This is a genomic window from Microbispora sp. NPDC046973, from assembly GCF_040644495.1.
Lineage (GTDB): Bacteria > Actinomycetota > Actinomycetes > Streptosporangiales > Streptosporangiaceae > Microbispora.
This window is the reverse complement of record NZ_JBEYWQ010000018.1, coordinates 56,488-73,157: the sequence shown is the minus strand read 5'-3', so window position 1 is coordinate 73,157 and position 16,670 is coordinate 56,488. Positions and strand designations below refer to the sequence as shown.

The 16,670-nt window shown below is 72.4% G+C and carries 17 protein-coding genes; 10 read left to right on the top strand and 7 right to left on the bottom strand.

Going from position 1 to position 16,670, the window contains the following annotated elements; translation table 11 throughout:
• Positions 1-320: 320 nt before the first annotated feature.
• Positions 321-866 (bottom strand): helix-turn-helix domain-containing protein, encoded by a 546-nt coding sequence (locus ABZ860_RS28580; RefSeq protein WP_357225759.1) that lies wholly within the window; start codon positions 864-866, stop codon positions 321-323.
• A gap of 135 nt (positions 867-1,001) precedes the next feature.
• Between ABZ860_RS28580 and ABZ860_RS28575 the strand changes: the two genes are divergently transcribed.
• From ABZ860_RS28575 to ABZ860_RS28565, 3 genes are all read left to right on the top strand, one after another.
• Positions 1,002-2,012, top strand: coding sequence for an NADP-dependent oxidoreductase (locus ABZ860_RS28575; protein WP_357225756.1), 1,011 nt, complete (start codon positions 1,002-1,004; stop codon positions 2,010-2,012).
• A 209-nt stretch (positions 2,013-2,221) separates the two neighbouring features.
• Entirely contained in the window at positions 2,222-2,704 is a 483-nt protein-coding gene (locus tag ABZ860_RS28570) for a nuclear transport factor 2 family protein (RefSeq protein WP_357225753.1), read from the top strand.
• Between the two features lie 222 nt (positions 2,705-2,926).
• Entirely contained in the window at positions 2,927-3,532 is a 606-nt protein-coding gene (locus tag ABZ860_RS28565; RefSeq protein WP_357225751.1) for an SDR family oxidoreductase, read from the top strand.
• A gap of 57 nt (positions 3,533-3,589) precedes the next feature.
• Here the strand turns inward: ABZ860_RS28565 and ABZ860_RS28560 are convergent, their stop codons facing one another.
• From ABZ860_RS28560 to ABZ860_RS28550, 3 genes are all read right to left on the bottom strand, one after another.
• Positions 3,590-4,306, bottom strand: coding sequence for an SDR family NAD(P)-dependent oxidoreductase (locus ABZ860_RS28560; RefSeq protein ID WP_357225749.1), 717 nt, complete (start codon positions 4,304-4,306; stop codon positions 3,590-3,592).
• Between the two features lie 87 nt (positions 4,307-4,393).
• Positions 4,394-5,356 carry an RNA polymerase subunit sigma-70 gene (locus ABZ860_RS28555; RefSeq protein WP_357225746.1) on the bottom strand — a complete coding sequence of 321 codons (963 nt, stop codon included), beginning with the start codon at positions 5,354-5,356 and terminating at the stop codon, positions 4,394-4,396.
• A 66-nt stretch (positions 5,357-5,422) separates the two neighbouring features.
• Positions 5,423-6,214, bottom strand: a complete 792-nt coding sequence (locus tag ABZ860_RS28550; protein WP_357225744.1) for an SDR family oxidoreductase — start codon at positions 6,212-6,214, stop codon at positions 5,423-5,425.
• 93 nt (positions 6,215-6,307) lie between these two features.
• Here ABZ860_RS28550 and ABZ860_RS28545 point away from each other — a divergent pair, with 93 nt between their 5' ends.
• The 3 genes from ABZ860_RS28545 to ABZ860_RS28535 all read left to right on the top strand — a co-directional run bounded on the left by ABZ860_RS28545 (position 6,308) and on the right by ABZ860_RS28535 (position 9,361).
• Complete coding sequence (locus ABZ860_RS28545) at positions 6,308-7,240, top strand: AraC family transcriptional regulator (RefSeq protein ID WP_357225741.1); 933 nt, start codon at positions 6,308-6,310, stop codon at positions 7,238-7,240.
• Between the two features lie 122 nt (positions 7,241-7,362).
• Positions 7,363-8,205, top strand: a complete 843-nt coding sequence (locus ABZ860_RS28540; protein ID WP_357225738.1) for an NAD(P)H-binding protein — start codon at positions 7,363-7,365, stop codon at positions 8,203-8,205.
• A 139-nt stretch (positions 8,206-8,344) separates the two neighbouring features.
• Positions 8,345-9,361 (top strand): YbhN family protein, encoded by a 1,017-nt coding sequence (locus ABZ860_RS28535; protein ID WP_357225737.1) that lies wholly within the window; start codon positions 8,345-8,347, stop codon positions 9,359-9,361.
• 3 nt (positions 9,362-9,364) lie between these two features.
• On the opposite strand, the gene ABZ860_RS28530 is transcribed toward ABZ860_RS28535, so the two are convergent.
• Positions 9,365-10,042: a TetR family transcriptional regulator gene (locus ABZ860_RS28530; protein ID WP_357225734.1), complete on the bottom strand. Its 678-nt coding sequence runs from the start codon at positions 10,040-10,042 to the stop codon at positions 9,365-9,367.
• Entirely contained in the window at positions 10,039-10,527 is a 489-nt protein-coding gene (locus ABZ860_RS28525; protein ID WP_357225732.1) for a DUF1707 domain-containing protein, read from the bottom strand. Before ABZ860_RS28525 ends, ABZ860_RS28530 begins: the two co-directional genes overlap by 4 nt.
• Positions 10,528-10,695: 168 nt before the next feature.
• Here ABZ860_RS28525 and ABZ860_RS28520 point away from each other — a divergent pair, with 168 nt between their 5' ends.
• The 4 genes from ABZ860_RS28520 (at position 10,696) to ABZ860_RS28505 (ending at position 13,334) form a co-directional block, all read left to right on the top strand.
• Positions 10,696-11,409 carry a TetR/AcrR family transcriptional regulator gene (locus tag ABZ860_RS28520; RefSeq protein WP_357225729.1) on the top strand — a complete coding sequence of 238 codons (714 nt, stop codon included), beginning with the start codon at positions 10,696-10,698 and terminating at the stop codon, positions 11,407-11,409.
• Between the two features lie 9 nt (positions 11,410-11,418).
• Complete coding sequence (locus tag ABZ860_RS28515) at positions 11,419-11,835, top strand: hypothetical protein (protein ID WP_357225727.1); 417 nt, start codon at positions 11,419-11,421, stop codon at positions 11,833-11,835.
• A 242-nt stretch (positions 11,836-12,077) separates the two neighbouring features.
• Positions 12,078-12,206: a hypothetical protein gene (locus ABZ860_RS28510; RefSeq protein WP_357225724.1), complete on the top strand. Its 129-nt coding sequence runs from the start codon at positions 12,078-12,080 to the stop codon at positions 12,204-12,206.
• 117 nt (positions 12,207-12,323) lie between these two features.
• Positions 12,324-13,334 (top strand): hypothetical protein, encoded by a 1,011-nt coding sequence (locus ABZ860_RS28505; protein ID WP_357225722.1) that lies wholly within the window; start codon positions 12,324-12,326, stop codon positions 13,332-13,334.
• On the opposite strand, the gene ABZ860_RS28500 is transcribed toward ABZ860_RS28505, so the two are convergent.
• Positions 13,335-16,616: a BTAD domain-containing putative transcriptional regulator gene (locus ABZ860_RS28500; RefSeq protein WP_357225719.1), complete on the bottom strand. Its 3,282-nt coding sequence runs from the start codon at positions 16,614-16,616 to the stop codon at positions 13,335-13,337.
• Positions 16,617-16,670 lie beyond the last annotated feature (54 nt).

Sequence of the window (16,670 nt, the reverse complement as noted above, 5' to 3'; positions counted from 1 at the left end):
CGTGGACGCCGTACTGGCCATCTACGGCGACCCGCACGTCACGGAGCACCTGAGCTTCGCGCGCGCGACCGCACCTAGGTAGAAGCCACCCTCGCCACCGTGATCGAGGCTGCCAGGGACGAACCGCGGACCGAGCACTCCTTGACCGCGGTCCGCCGCCCGAGCCGCTACCGGTCAGCGACTTCGTGCTGTCGGCGCCGCCCATACCGCTGTCGGGACATGCCCTTCGCGTCGGACGTGCCCTTCGCGTTCGAGGCCGCGGCCGACGACCCTGCGCTCCGAGGCGGTGTTCCCCTTGCTGTCGTTGATCCCCGCGCTCGTCAGCTCGCCAGAATCGCACTCGCGACGACATCGAGAAGGTGGTCGGCACGTGGCGCGAACGAGGGTTGGTCGCCGAGCCATGCGAGCGCCGCTACCAGCGCGAACAGATCGGTGCCGTCGATGTCGGATCGCGCTGCGCCCGCGGCCTGAGCGCGAGCGAGGAGTCCCGTACCGGCCGCGCGCATGGCGACGCACGAGGCGTGGAGTGCGGATTCGGAGTCCTCGATGGCCGCTGCCATCATTTCTGTCACCCCCCGGTACTCGTGTGCGACCGTGACGCATTCGCGTAGCCACGACACGAGGGCGTCCCGGGGTGAGCTCGATGTCTCGAGCTCACCTGCCCTTGCCGTCAGCGCGTCGAAGCTCGTGCGGAGCAAAGCGTCGAGCAGTGCCTCGCGTGTGGGGAAGTGACGCAGCAGCGTGGCGAGTCCCATGTCGGCCCTGCGTGCGATGTCGCGCAGCGATGCCTCGGCGCCTTGCTCGGAGACGACGGTGCCCGCGACTGCGAGCAGGTGGTCGCGGTTCTTCCTGGCGTCTGCCCGCATCTGCCCTCCTGGCTGTCCGGATCAGCGATCCGATTGACAACTGGATCAGTGGTTCATATATTCGGATCACTGATCCGGATAATCGGATCAGTGATCCATTCAGCGTACGCCTCCGTAAGGGGCAGGAGAAAAGCGATGCCGACCCACACGATGAAGGCCGTCCGGCTGCATGAGCACGGCGGCCCTGAAGTCCTGGCCTACGACGAGGTGCCGACTCCCGTGCCGGGGCCGGGTGAGGTGCTCGTCCGCGTCCACGCGGTCGGCGTCAATCCCCCGGACTGGTACCTGCGCGACGGGCTGAGCAACATCCCCGCGGAGGTCAGGCCGAAGTTCGACCTGCCCGTGATCCCGGGCACGGACGTGTCGGGCGTCGTCGAGGCCGTCGCCGCGGACGTGGACGGCTTCTCCGTCGGTGACGAGGTCTACGGTCTCCTCCGTTTTCCCAGCTTCGACGGCCAGGCGTACGCCGAGTACGTGGCCGCGCCCGCGTCGCACATCGCACGCAAGCCGGCCGGTATCGATCACGTCCACGCCGCCGGGGCGCCCATGTCCCTGCTGACGGCGTGGCAGTTCCTGATCGAGCTCGGACACGACCACCCCTCGCCGTTCCAGGAGGCGCGGCATGTTCCGGTGGCTCTCGACGGCGCGACGGTGCTCGTCAACGGTGCCGCGGGGGGCGTGGGCCACTTCGCGCTGCAGCTGGCGAAGTGGAAGGGCGCACGGGTCATCGCGGTGGCCTCGGGCGCGCATGAGTCGTTCCTTCGCGAGCTGGGCGCCGACGAGTTCATCGACTACACAAAGAGCCGTCCCGAGGAACTCGTCAACGACATTGACCTCGTCCTCGACACCGTCGGTGGCAGTGAGAGCAGCCGCTTCCTGCGCACGCTCAAGCGCGGAGGCGCCCTGTTCCCCGTGTTCTTCGGCGAATACGACGAAGAGGAGACCGCGAAGCTGGGCGTCACGGTCTCGGGCACACAGGTCCGCTCGCACGGCGCGCAGCTCGCCGAAGTGGGACACCTGCTCGACGCCGGCACGGTCCGTGTCGCGATAGACAGCACGTTTCGGCTCGCGGACGCCAGAGCAGCGCACGAACGCGCCGCCAGGGGCCACATCCAGGGCAAGATCGTGCTGACCGTCGTGCAGTGACACCGCGTACACGACGGACCGTCACATCACCGTCACCGAAGACGGCGAGCCGGCGGCCCGACGGCGAAACGGTCGCCTGGGCGCAGCGGGCCGCCGAGGTCACGCACCGGCCCTCCCGCCGCACGCTGCGCGGCCGCGCTCACCGACCACGCCCCGTCGTTCACCCGAATACTTCACCCGACGACCGAGCACGAGCAGCGAGGCCTGACATGACGACAACCGCGGCTTTCGCCTGGGGAAGCAGCCATCTCAACACGACACCGGCAGGAGAGGTGAATCTCGACCCCGCAGAGCAGCTCGCCGTCCAGCAGGCGCTGGTGCGCTACGTCTTCGCACTGGATCACGGAGATCTGGAGGCGTTGGAGGGCCTCCTGACCGAGGACGTCAGCTGGACCGCCGTGATCGCCGACGCGGTCAAGCAAGGCCCGTACCTCGGACGCGCGGCGGTTCTCGACCTGGTACGGGGTGCGACGGAAGCGCAGACCGATCAGCGGCGGCATCACCTGACCAACATGGTCTTCCGCCGCGCGGACGCCGACACGGCCGTGGTGTGGTCCTACCTGATGCTGACGACGAACGCAGGGGGGAACCCGGCCCTGGTCTCCACCGGCTTCTACACGTTCACGCTGCGGCGCACAGAAGGCGAGTGGCGTATCGCGAAGCTGCTCGTCGGTCTGGACAGCGCCGTCTGAAGCGCAGCGACTACCGGGGACACCGAGGACGACACGTCGTATGCGCCCGCGCTGACGCCGGAGGTGTGAGTCGCCCAGAGCCGTGTACTCCTCCTGCGTGTCCGCCCGGGCGGGGCGGCGAATGACGGCACGGCACTGGCGACGGCCGACGTCAACCGACGCGTGGGATCGCCCTCGCGGTGCTGGTGATCTCAGCATCGCCCCCAGCAGTAAAACAGCCAGATGGTTTGTATAAGTGAGAGGTTTTCCCATGAGCACTGCGACTCCCATCCCCGTCCGCCGCTGACGAGCGCCCTGTCCGGTACGACCGCCGTCCTCGTCGGCGGCACAGACCATGTGCTCGTCACCGCGGGCGGCATCGGCGGCAGCGGCCCGGTGACCGGCCTGACGGCCGACGAGATCCGGACGACCGTCGGCTCCCGGCTCCAGGCCGCCTTCAGCGCCGCGCGTGTGGCGGCTGACCGGCTTCCCGCGGGCGGATCGCTCACGCTCACTTCGGGAAGTCTCGCGGTCCGTCCCATTCCGGGAATGGCCGCCCTGGTGTCGGCCGTGGGCGCGGTGGAGACGCTCACCAAGGCCCTCGCCGTGGAACTGGCGTCTGCGCGTCTGCGCGTCAACACCGTCCGTTTCGGCCGGGTCGACACCCCACTCATGCGCTCGATGCCCGGACTTGACTCGGACGAAGCGGTCGCCGCGGCGGGATCGGCCGCTCCCCTGGGGCGCTTCGCCACCGCCGAGGAAGCCGCCGCCGCGGCCCTCTTCCTTATGGCCAACAACTACATCACAGGCCAGGTCGTCACCATCGACGGTGGCGAGAGCCTCATCTGACCGCCCCGGCCGGGCAGGCCCGGCCCCGCATCACCGGCCCGCGCGGCGCCGGGGATGCTACGCGGCGGCTACGAACGCCGCGAACTGCCGCTCCAGCGTCTTGGCCGCACCGCCACGCCAGCTCTCAGCGATCGTCTCGGACACGGGGTCGGGGAAGATGTCCTCCTCGCCCTTCTCCACACCGTCGAAGACGGCTCGTGCGACGGACTCCGGAGATGCCTTCGGTATGTCCAAGTTTCGGGACATGTCGGTGTCTATAGGTCCGGCCAGGACGGCGTGGACTGCGACGCCCTGTTCGGCCAGAAGAGCACGCAGCGCCTGCGTCATGGAGAACGCGGCCGCCTTCGAGATCGCGTAAGCCGGCTGGACCGGCACGGCCGCGATGGCCGACAGGGACGAAACGGTGACGATGGCGCCCCGGGAGCGGGTCAGCAGCGGCAGGAAGCCCAGGGTGACGTCGTAGGTGCCGAAGAGGTTGACGGCGAGAAGCTGCTCGAGAGCGGAGCGGTCGCCGAGGTCGCCGTAGAGCGCCAGGCCGGCGTTGTTGACGAGGACGTCGAGAGTTTCGACTTCGTCGACGGCCGCCCGGATCTGCGCCGGGTCGGTCACGTCCAGGGTCAGCGGCGTGACCCGTCCGTCCACGTGGGTCAGGGGGCGGCGGGTGGCGGCGTACACCCGCTTGGCGCCCCTCCCCAGGGCCTCCTCGACCAGTGCCCGCCCGAGGCCGCGGTTGGTTCCGGTGATCAGAACGGTCTTGTCTGCGATGTTCGCCATGACGGCGATCTCCTTTTCTTCGTCCTTGTGTGATGGGCCGGCCCGCCGGTCGTGGTCGCCTCACGGGCGATCACGGCTGCGCCCGGCTCAGATCGCGAGCGTCGGCGCGAGACCGAACGCCGGCACCAGGCTCGGGGCGATGAATGTCGTGATGCGGCTGATCCGGGCCCCGATCAGGGTCAGGACCTGGACTCCGTACGCTTCGTACCGGCCGTCGTCCACGCGCTGATGGACGACGACGGCGGGCTGGCCGTTGGCCCGGGTGGGCTCCATCCGCCACAGGCCGGGGACCAGTACCTGATCGGCCAGGAACCCGACGACGGCCTGCCGGCCGGTGAACCAGGTGGGGATCGGCGGCATCTCCATCTCGACATCGGCCCGCAACAAGGTCACCAGCGCGCCGGCGTCGGCCCGGGTGAACGCGTCGACATAGCCGTCGAGGAGGACTCGCCGGGCCTCCTCGTCCGGCTCGGCCAGGTCCTCCTCGACGGGCCAGGCCGCGGCCAGGCGTGACCTGGCGCGGCGCAACGCGCTGTCGACGGCGGCGGCCGTCGTGTCCAGCATGTCGGCGACCTCGGACGTGCGGAAGGCCAGCACGTCGCGCAACGTCAGCACGGCCCGCTGCCGGGCGGGCAGGAGCTGGAGCGCGGCGATGAAGGCCAGCCGCACTCCGGTCCTGCCGGCCACGATCGCCGCCGGGTCGCCGGTGCCGAGCAGCGTGTCGGGCGCCGGCTGGAGCCACGCCACCGACGGCTCGGCAGGTGGCACGGCGACCCATCGATCATCTGAAGGCGCGCCCAGTCCCGACGGGAGCGGCCGGCGCGAACGGGTTTCCAGCGCCGTCAGGCAGGCTCTGGTAGCGATCTTGTACAACCACTGCCGTACGGAGGCGCGGCCCTCGAACCGGCCGAACGCGCGCCACGCTCGCAGATAGGTCTCCTGGACCAGGTCCTCGGCGTCATGGATCGAGCCGAGGATCCGGTAGCAGTGTGCGAGCAGCTCCCGCCGGAACGGCTCGGTCAGTGCGGCGAAGTCGGCGTTCGTCGGCATCACGGGTTCTCCTGGGATGCGGTCACGGAATTTCCTCCCGGAGGAGACTCGCTGGAGTGGGACGGATCAGTCGATCGGATGCGGCCCGGAGGCGGTGATCCGGTATTCCGTCGCGCCTGCCTGGTCACGGGCGAGGTCCACGACGGCCTTGGCGACCTGTTCGACGGTGAGGATCGGCTGCATTCCCTCCGCGAAGGCGGCGGGGTCCACACCCTGGCGGGCGGCGTACGCGGCGACGGCGGCCGAGCCGAGGCCGGTGGCCGGGGTCAGTTGCGGATACAGCGTGACCAGCCGGATGCCCAGCCCGGCCTGCTTCGACTCCTCGGCCGCGTACCGCCCGATGTAGCCGATGGCGGCCTTCGCGCCGGCGTATCCGCCGCTGAGCGGGGACCCGGCCTGGACGGCCCCGCTGGACATCGTGACGATCACACTGCCGGGAGGCAGCGGCTCGCGCAGCCCCGCCCGGACCCAGGTGAAGACGTGCCGGGTGTCGGCGTGCCAGTTGCGGCTGAAGGTCTCCCAGGTCTGTTCGTGCAGGGGCGCCATGTGCGGCACCGCCCCGGCGTTGAGGACGATCAGGCCGGGCCGGTGTTCGCGGATCACCTCATGCGCGAGCGTCTCCTCGGTGGCGTCGGCGACCAGGGGGGTGAAGGCCCTGCCGAGGTCGCGGCGGACGGCACCCAGCGCTTCCTCGTCGCGCGCGATGCCGATCACGTCGGTGCCGGAGGCGACGAGGGCGGCGGCGATCGCGCGCCCGAAGCCCCGGCTCGCACCGGTGACGACGGCGGTCGTGGAGGGGTTCGACATCAGCGGCTCCGTGGGGTCGAGGAATCCAGGTTCGACATCAAGACCTGTCACCGGGGGAAAATCCGGCGCGGCATGCGAAAACCGAAGCAGTGATCTGAGTCACATTCCGATGCCTCCTGGGCCGGGGTGCGTACGGTTGTTCGGGTGGATGTGCTCGCCGACGCGCTGAAGGCCATGCGCACCGCACGGCCGCGGTCGGCGCGGGCAGAGGTGCGCGCACCCTGGGGCCTGCGGTTCCCGGCCTTCACGGGTACGACGTTCCATGTGGTGCTGCACGGCTCCTGCTGGCTGCTCGACGGCAAGCCCGGGGAGCCCGGGGAGCCCGGCGAGGGGCGGCACCTGCGGCTCGGCCCGGGCGACGTGGTGTTCCTGCGCCGGGCGACCGAGCACGTGCTCGCCGACGATCCGGCCAGCCCGGTCCGTGCGTTCGAGCCCGAGGAGGTCGGGACCGACTCGCTGGGCCGGTTACGCCTGGACGGCCCCGGGGAGGCCACGGTGCTCCTGTGCGGGGCGTACCTGCTCGACGGTGAGCGCCCGCATCCCCTGCTGGCCGAGCTCCCCGGCGTGCTGCACCTGCCGGCCGGGGCGCACGGGCGGCTCGGGCGGCTCGTCGACCTGCTCGGGCAGGAGTTCGACGACCCGCAACCCGGCAGCGACGGCGTGGTCCCGGCTTTGGTGGACGCGATGCTGCTCTACATCCTGCGCGCGTGGATCGCCGGTCGGCGCGACGTACCGGGCGGCTGGGCCGCCGCGCTGACCGACCCCGCGATCAGCGCGGCGCTGCGGGACATCCACTCCGAGCCGGAACGCCCGTGGACGGTGGCCGCTCTGGCGGCCCGCTCGGCGATGTCGCGGACGGTGTTCGCGCAGCGATTCACCGAGTTGGTCGGGCGGCCCCCGCTGACCTATCTCACCTGGTGGCGGATGACCGTCGCGGCCCGGCTGCTGCGGGAGTCCGGCGCGCCGCTGGCCGTCGTCGCCCGGCAGGTCGGCTATGTGTCCCCGTACGCGTTCGCCAGGGCGTTCCGCCGCGAGTACGGCATCTCGCCCGGCCGGTATCGGCACGCCCGGTCCTGACCCGGCCACCGTGGCCCCCGGACGACCGGGCATCTTCCGCGGCTGAACAGTCATCGACCGTCCGCCCTCTCCGCTTCTAGCGTCGAGGCACACGATCATGCCGAGGACGGAAGGTGAAGAGGATGCGGATCCTGGTCATCGGGGCGACGGGGAAGACCGGCGCGCCACTTGTGGCGGCTCTGGCCGAGCGGAAGGTCCCGGTGCGGGCGGCCGGCCGCCGCCCGCCGGCTGCCGCCGTCGCCGGAGTGGAGCCCGTACGCTTCGACTGGACTGACCGAGCGACCTGGGCGCCCGCGCTGGACGGCGTCGACGCGATGTACCTGGTCGGCCCGTACGCCGAGGACGAGCGGGCGGTGCTGGTCCGCGAGCTGCTGACCGCCGCCCCGCGCGTCCGGCGGGTGGTGCTGCTGTCGATCCTGGGCGTCGAGTCGCTGCCGGACGCGATCCCGATGGCGGCCTGGGAGCAGAACGTCCGCGAATCGGGCAAGGAGTGGACGATCATCCGTCCCAACTGGTTCCACCAGAACTTCGGGCACGGCGGCTTCACGGCCGGCCTGCGCGAATCGGGCGAACTCGCGCTTCCCGCGGCCGACGCCGCGGTCGGCTTCGTCGACACACGCGACATCGCGGAGGTGGCCGCCCGCGCGCTGACCGAGGACTCGTACGGCGGGAGCGTCCTCACCCTGACCGGGCCGCAGGCCCTCACCCACCGTCAGGCGCTTGACGAGATCGGCAAGGCGGCCGGACGTCCACTGCGCTACGTGCCACTGGCACCGGAGGCGTTCGCCGAGGGGATGCGCGCCGCGAACGCTCCCGGCTACACCGTCACCTGGCAGACCGGCCTGTTCCGGCTGATCAGGGAGGGCGCGAACGGCATCGTCACCGAGACCGTGGCCGAGGTGACCGGCCGGCCCGCCCGCAGCCTGCGGTCCTACGCCGAAGAGTTCGCGACCGTGTGGCGCTGACCAGGGCGACCGCGTCGCGAAGGCCGTCCGGCTGCCGGGGGATCCGCTCCGGAGCGGGGAAAACCGCGATGCTAACCTAAGTCAGTCGCTTGAATTAAGGGCGCACCGCACCCCGACCGCGCAACGGAGAACCCCGCGCATGTCCCCTTCCTCCGTCGCTCACGCGAGAACGGCGCGCCGGCTCAGAAGCGCCGCCGCCGCCGGCGTGGCCGGGGTGGCGCTGTTCGCCCTCAGAGACAAGATCCCCGACCCGGACGCGGTCTGGGCTTCGGTCCGGCGGGTAAACCCGGGCTGGCTGGCCGTCGCCGTGATCGCCGAGGGCCTCTCGATGCGCCTGTTCGCGGGGCTGCTGCGCCGCCTGCTCAGGAGCGGCGGCGTCACGCTCACCCGGCCGCGCTCGATGGCCGTCGCGTACGCGCGCAACGCCGTGTCCGGCTCCCTGCCCGCCGGACCGGTGCTCTCGGTCGCCTTCACCATCCGTGAGCTCGGCCGGCTCGGCGCGTCCAAGCCGCTGTCGGTCGCGACGCTCGTGCTCAGCGCCGTGTACTCGACCGCCGCCTTCGCCGTGCTGGGGCTGGTCGCGCTGCTGGGCGGCGACGCGACCCGGATCCCGGCACTGATCGCGCTGGCCGTCGTCGCGGCAGCCGTCGTCGCGGTGGTGCGGCTGCGCCGCCGGCCCGGCGGACGCCGCACCGGCGCCTCGCTCCGGATCCTCGCGGCCGGGGACGCGATCAGGCCGACCGGCGGGGACCGGCTGGTCCTCGCCGTCCTGGCGCTGGCCAACTGGCTTCTCGACGTGGCCTGCCTGGCCGCCGTGTGCGCGGCGGCGGGAGTCGGGCTCGGGCCGCACACCGTGCTGCTCGGCTACGTCGCGGGCAAGATCGCGGCGACGGTCGCGGTCATCCCCGGCGGGCTGGGCGTCACCGAGCTCGGCATGGCCGCCACGTTCGTCGCTGCGGGCGTCACCGGCAGCATGGCGGCGGCCGTCGTCGCGCTCTACCGGCTGATCTCGTACTGGGCCGTGCTCGCCGTCGGCTGGGTCGCCTGGCTGCTGCTCCGCGACGGGGTCCGGGCCCGGCTGGCCGCGGCCGGGCGGTGGCTGGCCGGCGTCGCCGGCCGTGGTCGGGACGAGGCGGGCGTACGTCCGGCGGGGTGAGGCTCACGGGTCATGGGTGACGGGCGCCAGCCACAGCCCGACGAGCGCGTCGATCAGGCCGGTCGCCGTGCCGTGCCAGCTGGATCTGGGCGTGGGGGCGCCTTCGGCGAGGGCGCGCTCGCGTTCTGCGCACACGTGCGTGATCAGCTGCCGCGCCATGTCGCCGCGCTCCGCCCGGACTTCGGCGGGCAGTTCCGGCAGGCAGCGGTTGAACCCGTCCAGCGCCTTTCGCAGCGAGGCGTGCGTCTCCTCGGCGATGATCGCACGCAGCGAGGGATCGGTCACCGCCTGGGCGAGGAAGCGGGCGTACCAGGTCGGGGTGCCCTGGGTGGCCAGATGTTCGGTGACCGGGCGGACCAGGCAGGCCACCCAGTCGCGTACGTCGGCGGAGTCGCCGATCTCGGCCAGCATCCGCTCGCGTATCCGGTCGACCGGCTCGGCGTGCCTGCGGGCGATCGCGCGTACGAGATCCCCCTTGGTGCCGAAGTGGTAGCCGACCGCGGCGTTGTTGCCCTGCCCCGCGGCCTCGCTGACCTGGCGGTTGGACACGGCGACCACGCCGTGCTCCGCGAACAGCCGCTCCGCCGCCGACAGGATCCGCTCGCGGGTCACGCTGACCCGTTCGGCTCGTAACTTCCCGGTCACCCTCACCACCGCACCGGAATCGATGCGGTAAGTCAAGCAATTGAATTATTCCGGCGCTCGCGGCTGCGGACCGCCAGGGTCACGGGGATGGCGTGGCCCAGCACTCCGACGCCCCAGCCCAGGATGGGCCAGATCGGCCACGGATACCAGACGTCCGTCGCCCGCCCGACGACGAGCCAGACGGCCACCATGAGAAGGGACATGCCGGCATAGGCACCGGCGTGGATGCGCACCCCCAGCCTGGCCGCCCTGGCCTTCCGGGCCCGGCGCAGCGCCCGCTCCCTCGACGTACGCAGCCTGGGCGGCAGGTCGGCGAGGAGGGCGTCGAGCTCGGTGCGGTGCCGCGCTCGCGCGGCGACGTCGAGGCGCTCGTCGAACTCCTCCTTGGTCAGGTAGCCGGCGCCGAACGCGTCGCCGAGCAGTTCGACGGCGCGGTCGCGCTCGGCGGCGCCGACCCGGGGAGCGCCGGCCGGGGCGGCGGCGGGCCTGGAGCGCAGTGCTGTGCCGGAGTCGATGTCCAAGGGGGACCTCCCGGGATCGGGCGGGCGATGACCGCGATCGTGGATAACCTCAGCGTCGTGCGTACGCTAGAGCTAATGTAATACGCTACAGTTAACATATGTCAACTGAAGAAGGAAGGCAGACCGATGGAGGGGTCCTCGACGACCAGCCCTTCACGCCGCCAGAGGGTGCGTGACGCCACACTGCGTGAGCTGATCGCGGTGAGCCGCGAGATCCTGACGACCCAGGGAGTCGAAGCGCTGACGATCCGGGCGGTCGCCCGGGAGATGGGGATGACGCCCCCCGGGGTCTACCGCTACTTCGACGGCCACCGGGCCCTCCTCGACGCGGTCACCGTGGCGATCCTGGACGAGCTCACCGAGTTCATCGCCACCGGGGTCGGCGAGGTGGACGAGGCGGACACGGCGGGCAGGCTCGTCGTCGCCAGCAGGGCGTTTCGGCACTGGGGGGTCGAGCACCCCCGGGAGTTCCACCTCTCCCTGGTCGTGTCCCCACCGGAGGAGGAGAACCCGGCGGTCGGCCGCGCGCGACGCAAGGTGGGCACGCTGTTCGGAGAGATCTTCGCCGAGGTATGGCGGGACTACGGCAGCGTCTCCCCCGCCCCCTGGCCTCGAGAGCCGCGGATCGAGCCGCTGGCCGAGCGGCTCGTCCGGATGCTGGAGATCACGATGCCCTCCACCGCCGCCGCGGCCGCCTTCACCCGCTGCTGGACGCGGCTCTACGGAATGGTCTGCCTGGAGTCGCTCGGCCTGCCGCGGGTCATCGGCGACGAGGCGGGCGATCTGTTCGAGGCGGAGCTGGCGGACCTCGCGCGGGCGCTCGGCCTTCCCGAGGCCGCCCTTGACACCGCTCACCGACTTCCCCACCACCATTCCGCATAGGAGTGCCCGATGACCCCCCTGCAGCTCAGCCAGCCGACCCAGTCGATCGCCGGTGCCGTCCTGCTGACCGTCGTGACCATCGAGTTCGGCGGGTGGTTCCTCACCCGGATCGTCCGCGGCGCGGTGCCGATGACGCCCTTCCAGCAGACCTTCGCTCGCGCCGGGCACGCGCACGCGGGGGTGCTGGTCACCCTCGGGCTGGTGTGCCTCCTGTTCGTCGACGCCACCGGCCTCGACGGCGTCGCCCTGTGGATCGCCCGGCTCGGCGTGCCGGCCGCCGCCGCGCTGATGTCCGCCGGATTCTTCCTGTCGTCCCTCGGGCGGGAGGTGACCCGGCCGAACCGGCTGATCATCCTGCTCTGGATCGGCGCCCTCTGCCTGGCCGCGGGCGTGCTGACCCTCGGCATCGGCCTGCTGACGAGCTGACCGGTACGCCCGGTGCGCAACCCGGCGCACAAGAGGTGTGCATGAGGCCGGATTCCGGGGGTAAGCGAGAGCGGGAGAGTGCGCTACGGGGCCCGCGCGGGACGCGGCGGACAGACCGCCCGTCACGTCCCGCGCGGGCCCCGCTCACCTGTCGTGGACGGTGACCGCATAGCCGTCGGGGTCGCTGAAGGAGAACGTCCGGCCGAACGGCCCGTCGACCAGCCCGGACAGCGTGCGGCGACGTGCTCGAGATCGAACAACGGATGACCGCCCACCTGGACGCGGAGCAGGCCGGCTTCCTGCTGGGCCACCTGGAGCGGATGACGGACGCCTTGGAGGACCGCCCGTCCCCGGTGCGCCGGCAGCGGTAGCGGAGCCGCCACCCCGGGCCGGGCAAGGGGGGCCCGCCTAAGTCCGTCCCAAGTGCCGCCTAAGCCCTGCCGCCTAAATTCCCCGGCGTAAGGAATTCCGCAGCGAGGGAGCATGGGATGTCCCTGTCGCCCGCGTCCGGCACGGCCGGGCGCACGAACTGGCCCGCCGAGGTCCTGCCGGTGCTCGAACACGCGCTGACGTGCGAGTACGCCTCACTCACCCGCACCGGCGCGCCGATCACCTGGCCGGTGGCGCCCTACCTCGCCGAGGACGGTCGTACGGTCGACGTCTCGACGGGCCTGACCTATCCGTCCAAGGCCGAGCGGGCCAGACGCGACCCCAGGGTCGCGCTGCTGTTCTCCGACCCCACGGGGTCGCCCGTCTCCGGCCCTCCCGTCGTGCTCGTCCAGGGCCTGGCCACCGTGAGGGACGCGGATCTGCAGGCCAACACCGACCGCTACCTGCGGCGGACTCTGGCGAAGTATCCGCGGGCCGTCGCCCGGCAGCCGTGGTTCCTCCTAAGACGCCAGGTCTGGTACTGGGCGCGGATATGGATCGAGGTCACTCCGCTGCGCGTGCTGTGGTGGCCGGACGGGCGGCTCGACGCGCCTCCCCTGCGGTGGGAGGCGGCGCCGGAGGTGACGGCGCCGCCGTCGGATCCCGCCCCCACGGGATCCGGCGCTCCGGGGTGGCTGGAGCCGCCCGCAGACTGGCGGCCGCGTGCCGACCACGCCGTCCGCCTCGGTGATCCCGTGCTGACCGTGATCGGCGAGGACGGCTGGCCCCTGCCGCTGCGATCGCTGGGCGCGGCCCGCGTGGACGACGGCTTCCTCGTACGGACCGGCCCGCCCGGCGTCCTTGCGCGTGGACGGGCCTGCCTGACCTTCCACGCCCACGGCGCCGACATGAGCGGCCAGGAGAACGTCGTGCTGGTCGGCGAGGCCACGCCCCTGCCCGACGGGGTCCACGTGCGGATCGAGCGCGCCCTCGCGGACTTCAGTCTCAGCGGGAGCCGTCTCGGGCAGGTGCGGAAGATGTTGCGGACCGCCCGCGCCCTGGCACCGCGACTCGAACGGGAGGCCGCGCGACGCGGGCAGCCCGTTCCCGCGCCCCGGCGTCCTCGCTGATCACAGGCGCGCGAGCGCGTCACCGGCCGCCTTCTCCCAGTGGGGGGAGCCGATCTGCCGGGCCACCTCCACCGCTCGGCCGTAGTGTCCCGCCGCGGCCTCGGGCCTGCCGAGGAAGACGGCGAGGTCGCCGAGCGTGTGGGCCACCGGGCCGAAGGTGACCGACGCGGTGTTCAGACCGGCCATCTCCCCCTCCACAGGAAGGAGCTGCTGGTAGCACTCTCCGGCCGCCTCACGGTCCGCCAGCGCGATCGCGCTCGCCGACCGCGCCGCCATCATGCCCACCCAGGAGAAGTCACGGCGCGGGAGGACCGCCGGCCACAGGGCCCTCGCCTCCTCCAGGCGGCCGGCCGCCACGAGAGCGCGGACGTACAGCTCTTCGACCTCCTGCGGGATCCGCTCCCACACCGGGGCGAGCGCCTCCACGCACTCGTCGAAGCGCCCGGCCGCGAGACGGACCGCGAAACAGCCCACGGCGCCCATGAGGGCCGAAATCGAGGCTCCCGTCTCCATCAGCCGCTCGCCCAGCGTCGTGTACGCCTCCTCGGCCTGCTCGAACTCTCCCCGTACGAGCAGGTGGAGGGCGTCGAGGAACGCGAGGATGCCGAGGGCGTGGCCGAGCTGGCCGCTCGTGGACAGTTCCGCCCCCCGGTCGGCGTGGTGCCGGGCGCCGGCCCAGTCGTTGCGGCCCAGCGCGACCATGCAGAGCGCCGCGTGGCCGAGCGTCTGGTAGCCGAGCAGCCCGGCCGACGAGGAGACCCGCAGCAGCTCGTGCCCCAGCCCTTCCAGCTCCTCGCGCCTGTCCGGGGCCTGGCAGGCCCAGTATCGGGCGTTCAGCGCCATGCACAGCAGGTGCGGGTCGCCGATGCCGCGGGCGATCGCCACCGCCTCCGCGCTCGCCGTCTCCACCCGGCCGGGGTCGTGTCCCTCCAGGACGTGGCACAGCGTCGTGAGGAGGCGGCAGCGCAACTCGCCCGTCTCACGAGGGACGGCCTCCTCGATGAGCTCCGCGAGATCGCGATCGAGCCTCCGCTCCGGCTGGATGGTCCAGATGACGGGCGCGTCGAAGGCCACGGCCGCCCGGGCGACGGCCTTCCGATCGGCGGTTCTCCGGGCGAAAGCCAGCGCCCTCGCCCGGGCGTCGAGCGCCCTTTCCACCTCACCGGCGTGCGCCAGCGCGGACACCAGGCGGCACATCAGGTCGAGTCGCAGCGCCTCGGGCGGGGCGGGCGCGAGATCGAGCGCGCCCAGCGCGCCGTCCAGGAAGGCCGCCGCGTCCCGGTAGGCGTACAGCGCGGACGCCTGGGCCGCCGCGCGCGAGGCGTACTCGGCCGCGACCGGCGCGGTCGCGGTGGTCGCGGCGGCGAGGGCGTGGTGCCCCAGCGCCCCGACGTCCCCGGGCCGCACGGTCTCCAGGGCCGTCACGACCTTACGGTGCATCCGGGCGCGCCGCAGCCGGGGAACGTCCTCGTAGAGGGTCTCGCGGACCAGCACGTGGGCGAAGCGGACCCGCCCGGGCCGGGGTTCCTCCAGCAGCCCGGCCAGCACGCCCGCCTCCAGCCCGTCGAGCACGGTCTCCTCGTCGGCTCCCGGCATCGCGATGAGCACGTCGGCGTCGACCTCCCTGCCGAGCACCGCGGCGTTGCGCAACGTCGCCTGGACCGCGCCGGGGAGGTGGGCCACCCGCCGCCGGATCAGGTCCCGCACCCCGGGCGGCAGCACGTTCACCGCGGAGGGGCCGTCGATCGCGAGCAGCCGCGCCGTCTCGCTCACGAACAGCGGGTTGCCGCCGGTGCGCTCGCCGACCTTCCGCGCGGTCGCCTGATCCACCTCCATGCCGGACCGCTCGGTGAGCAGCCGGGCGACCTCGTCCGGCGCGAGACCGCTCAGCTCCAGGTTCTCCACGGTCTGGACGGCGAGGGCGGCGGCGGTCGCCATCAGGTCGGCGCTCGACTCACCGGGCCGGTGCGTGAGCAGGACGAGAACGGGTGTCGCGGCCAGCCGTACGGCCAGATGGCGCAGCAGCTGAAGGGTCTCCTCGTCGGCCCTGTGGACGTCCTCCAGCACGACCAGCAGCGGCCCCGGCACGCCGTCCAGATAGTCGCCCACGGCCCTGGCCAGCCAGAACTGGCCGACCGGCGCGGCGTCGTCGGTCAGCAGCGGCGCCAGCCGCGCGGCGGTCTGCGGCGGGGGCGGCGTGGACGCCGCGAGATCGCGCAGCACCTCGCTCCACGCCCACGCGGGCGGCACCCCGCCCGTCGTCTCCGGGCAGCGGCCGACGACGGTCCGCCAGCCCCGCGACGACAGGCACCCCACCAGGGCGTCGGCCAGGGTGCTCTTGCCCAGCCCGGCCTCTCCGCCGAGCCACGCGACCCGGAACCCGCCCCCGGCCTGCTCGGCGGCGGCGACCAGGCGGGACAGCTCCCTCGTACGGCCGACCATCCTGCCGGGGGACGGCGGGCGCGGCCGGTCGGGCGGCACGACCAGCGGCGCGGGCGCGGGCTCCCGGACGATCAGGTCGAGCGAGGGGGCCTGGGCGAGGATGTCCGCCTCCAGGTTCCGCAGCGCGGGCCCGGGGTCCACGCCGAGCTCCTCCGCCAGAAGGGCCCGGGTGCGGCGCAGGGCCGCGAGTGCCTCCCCCTGACGGCCGGCGCGGTAGTAGGAGAGCGCGAGCAGCCGGACCGCGTTCTCCCGCAGCGGATGGGCGGCGACATGCCGTTCCAGCTCGGGGACCAGTTCGGCGTGGCGGCCGAGCGCAAGGCCCGCCTCGGCGCGGTATTCGACCGCGACCGCCCGCAGCTCGATCAGGTGGCCCACCTCGGGCACGGCCCACTCCTGGTCGGCGAACTCCGCGTACGCCTGGCCCGTCCACAGCGACAGCGCCGCACTGATCGTGTCGAAGGCGCCGGCGGGTTCGCGCCGGGAGAGGAGGCCGGCCGCGGCGTCGACCAGCTTGGGGAAAAGCCAGGCGTCCACGTCCTCGGTGTCGAGTGCGAGGCGATATCCGGGCGGCGCGCTCACCAGCACGCGGGCGGCGGCGCGTGGCGCCCGCTCGGGCTCCAGGACGCGGCGCAGGTTCGAGACGTACACCTGCAGGGCGCCGAGCGCCTTCCGCGGCGCCTGGCCCTTCCACAGGTCGTCGATGAACCGGTCGGTGGACACGATGTGCCCCTGTGCGCAGACCAGCCGGGCCAGCACGGCCCGGTGGAGTGACGTGCCGAGCTCGACAGGACGGCCCGCCACCTCCGCGCCGATGTGGCCCAATACCAGAACTCGCACCATAGCGGGTAAAGCATAGGTCTGTTTCCTTTTACGGTGACGGCTCGTTAGGGTGAG

Coding starts and splice junctions, on each gene's coding strand:
- ABZ860_RS28505 (WP_357225722.1), top strand. CDS start 12,324: ATGTCCCTGTCGCCCGCGTCCGGCACGGCCGGGCGCACGAACTGGCCC.
- ABZ860_RS28540 (WP_357225738.1), top strand. CDS start 7,363: ATGCGGATCCTGGTCATCGGGGCGACGGGGAAGACCGGCGCGCCACTT.
- ABZ860_RS28535 (WP_357225737.1), top strand. CDS start 8,345: ATGTCCCCTTCCTCCGTCGCTCACGCGAGAACGGCGCGCCGGCTCAGA.
- ABZ860_RS28560 (WP_357225749.1), bottom strand. CDS start 4,306: ATGGCGAACATCGCAGACAAGACCGTTCTGATCACCGGAACCAACCGC.
- ABZ860_RS28555 (WP_357225746.1), bottom strand. CDS start 5,356: ATGCCGACGAACGCCGACTTCGCCGCACTGACCGAGCCGTTCCGGCGG.
- ABZ860_RS28575 (WP_357225756.1), top strand. CDS start 1,002: ATGCCGACCCACACGATGAAGGCCGTCCGGCTGCATGAGCACGGCGGC.
- ABZ860_RS28500 (WP_357225719.1), bottom strand. CDS start 16,616: ATGGTGCGAGTTCTGGTATTGGGCCACATCGGCGCGGAGGTGGCGGGC.
- ABZ860_RS28515 (WP_357225727.1), top strand. CDS start 11,419: ATGACCCCCCTGCAGCTCAGCCAGCCGACCCAGTCGATCGCCGGTGCC.
- ABZ860_RS28570 (WP_357225753.1), top strand. CDS start 2,222: ATGACGACAACCGCGGCTTTCGCCTGGGGAAGCAGCCATCTCAACACG.
- ABZ860_RS28580 (WP_357225759.1), bottom strand. CDS start 866: ATGCGGGCAGACGCCAGGAAGAACCGCGACCACCTGCTCGCAGTCGCG.
- ABZ860_RS28565 (WP_357225751.1), top strand. CDS start 2,927: ATGGTTTGTATAAGTGAGAGGTTTTCCCATGAGCACTGCGACTCCCAT.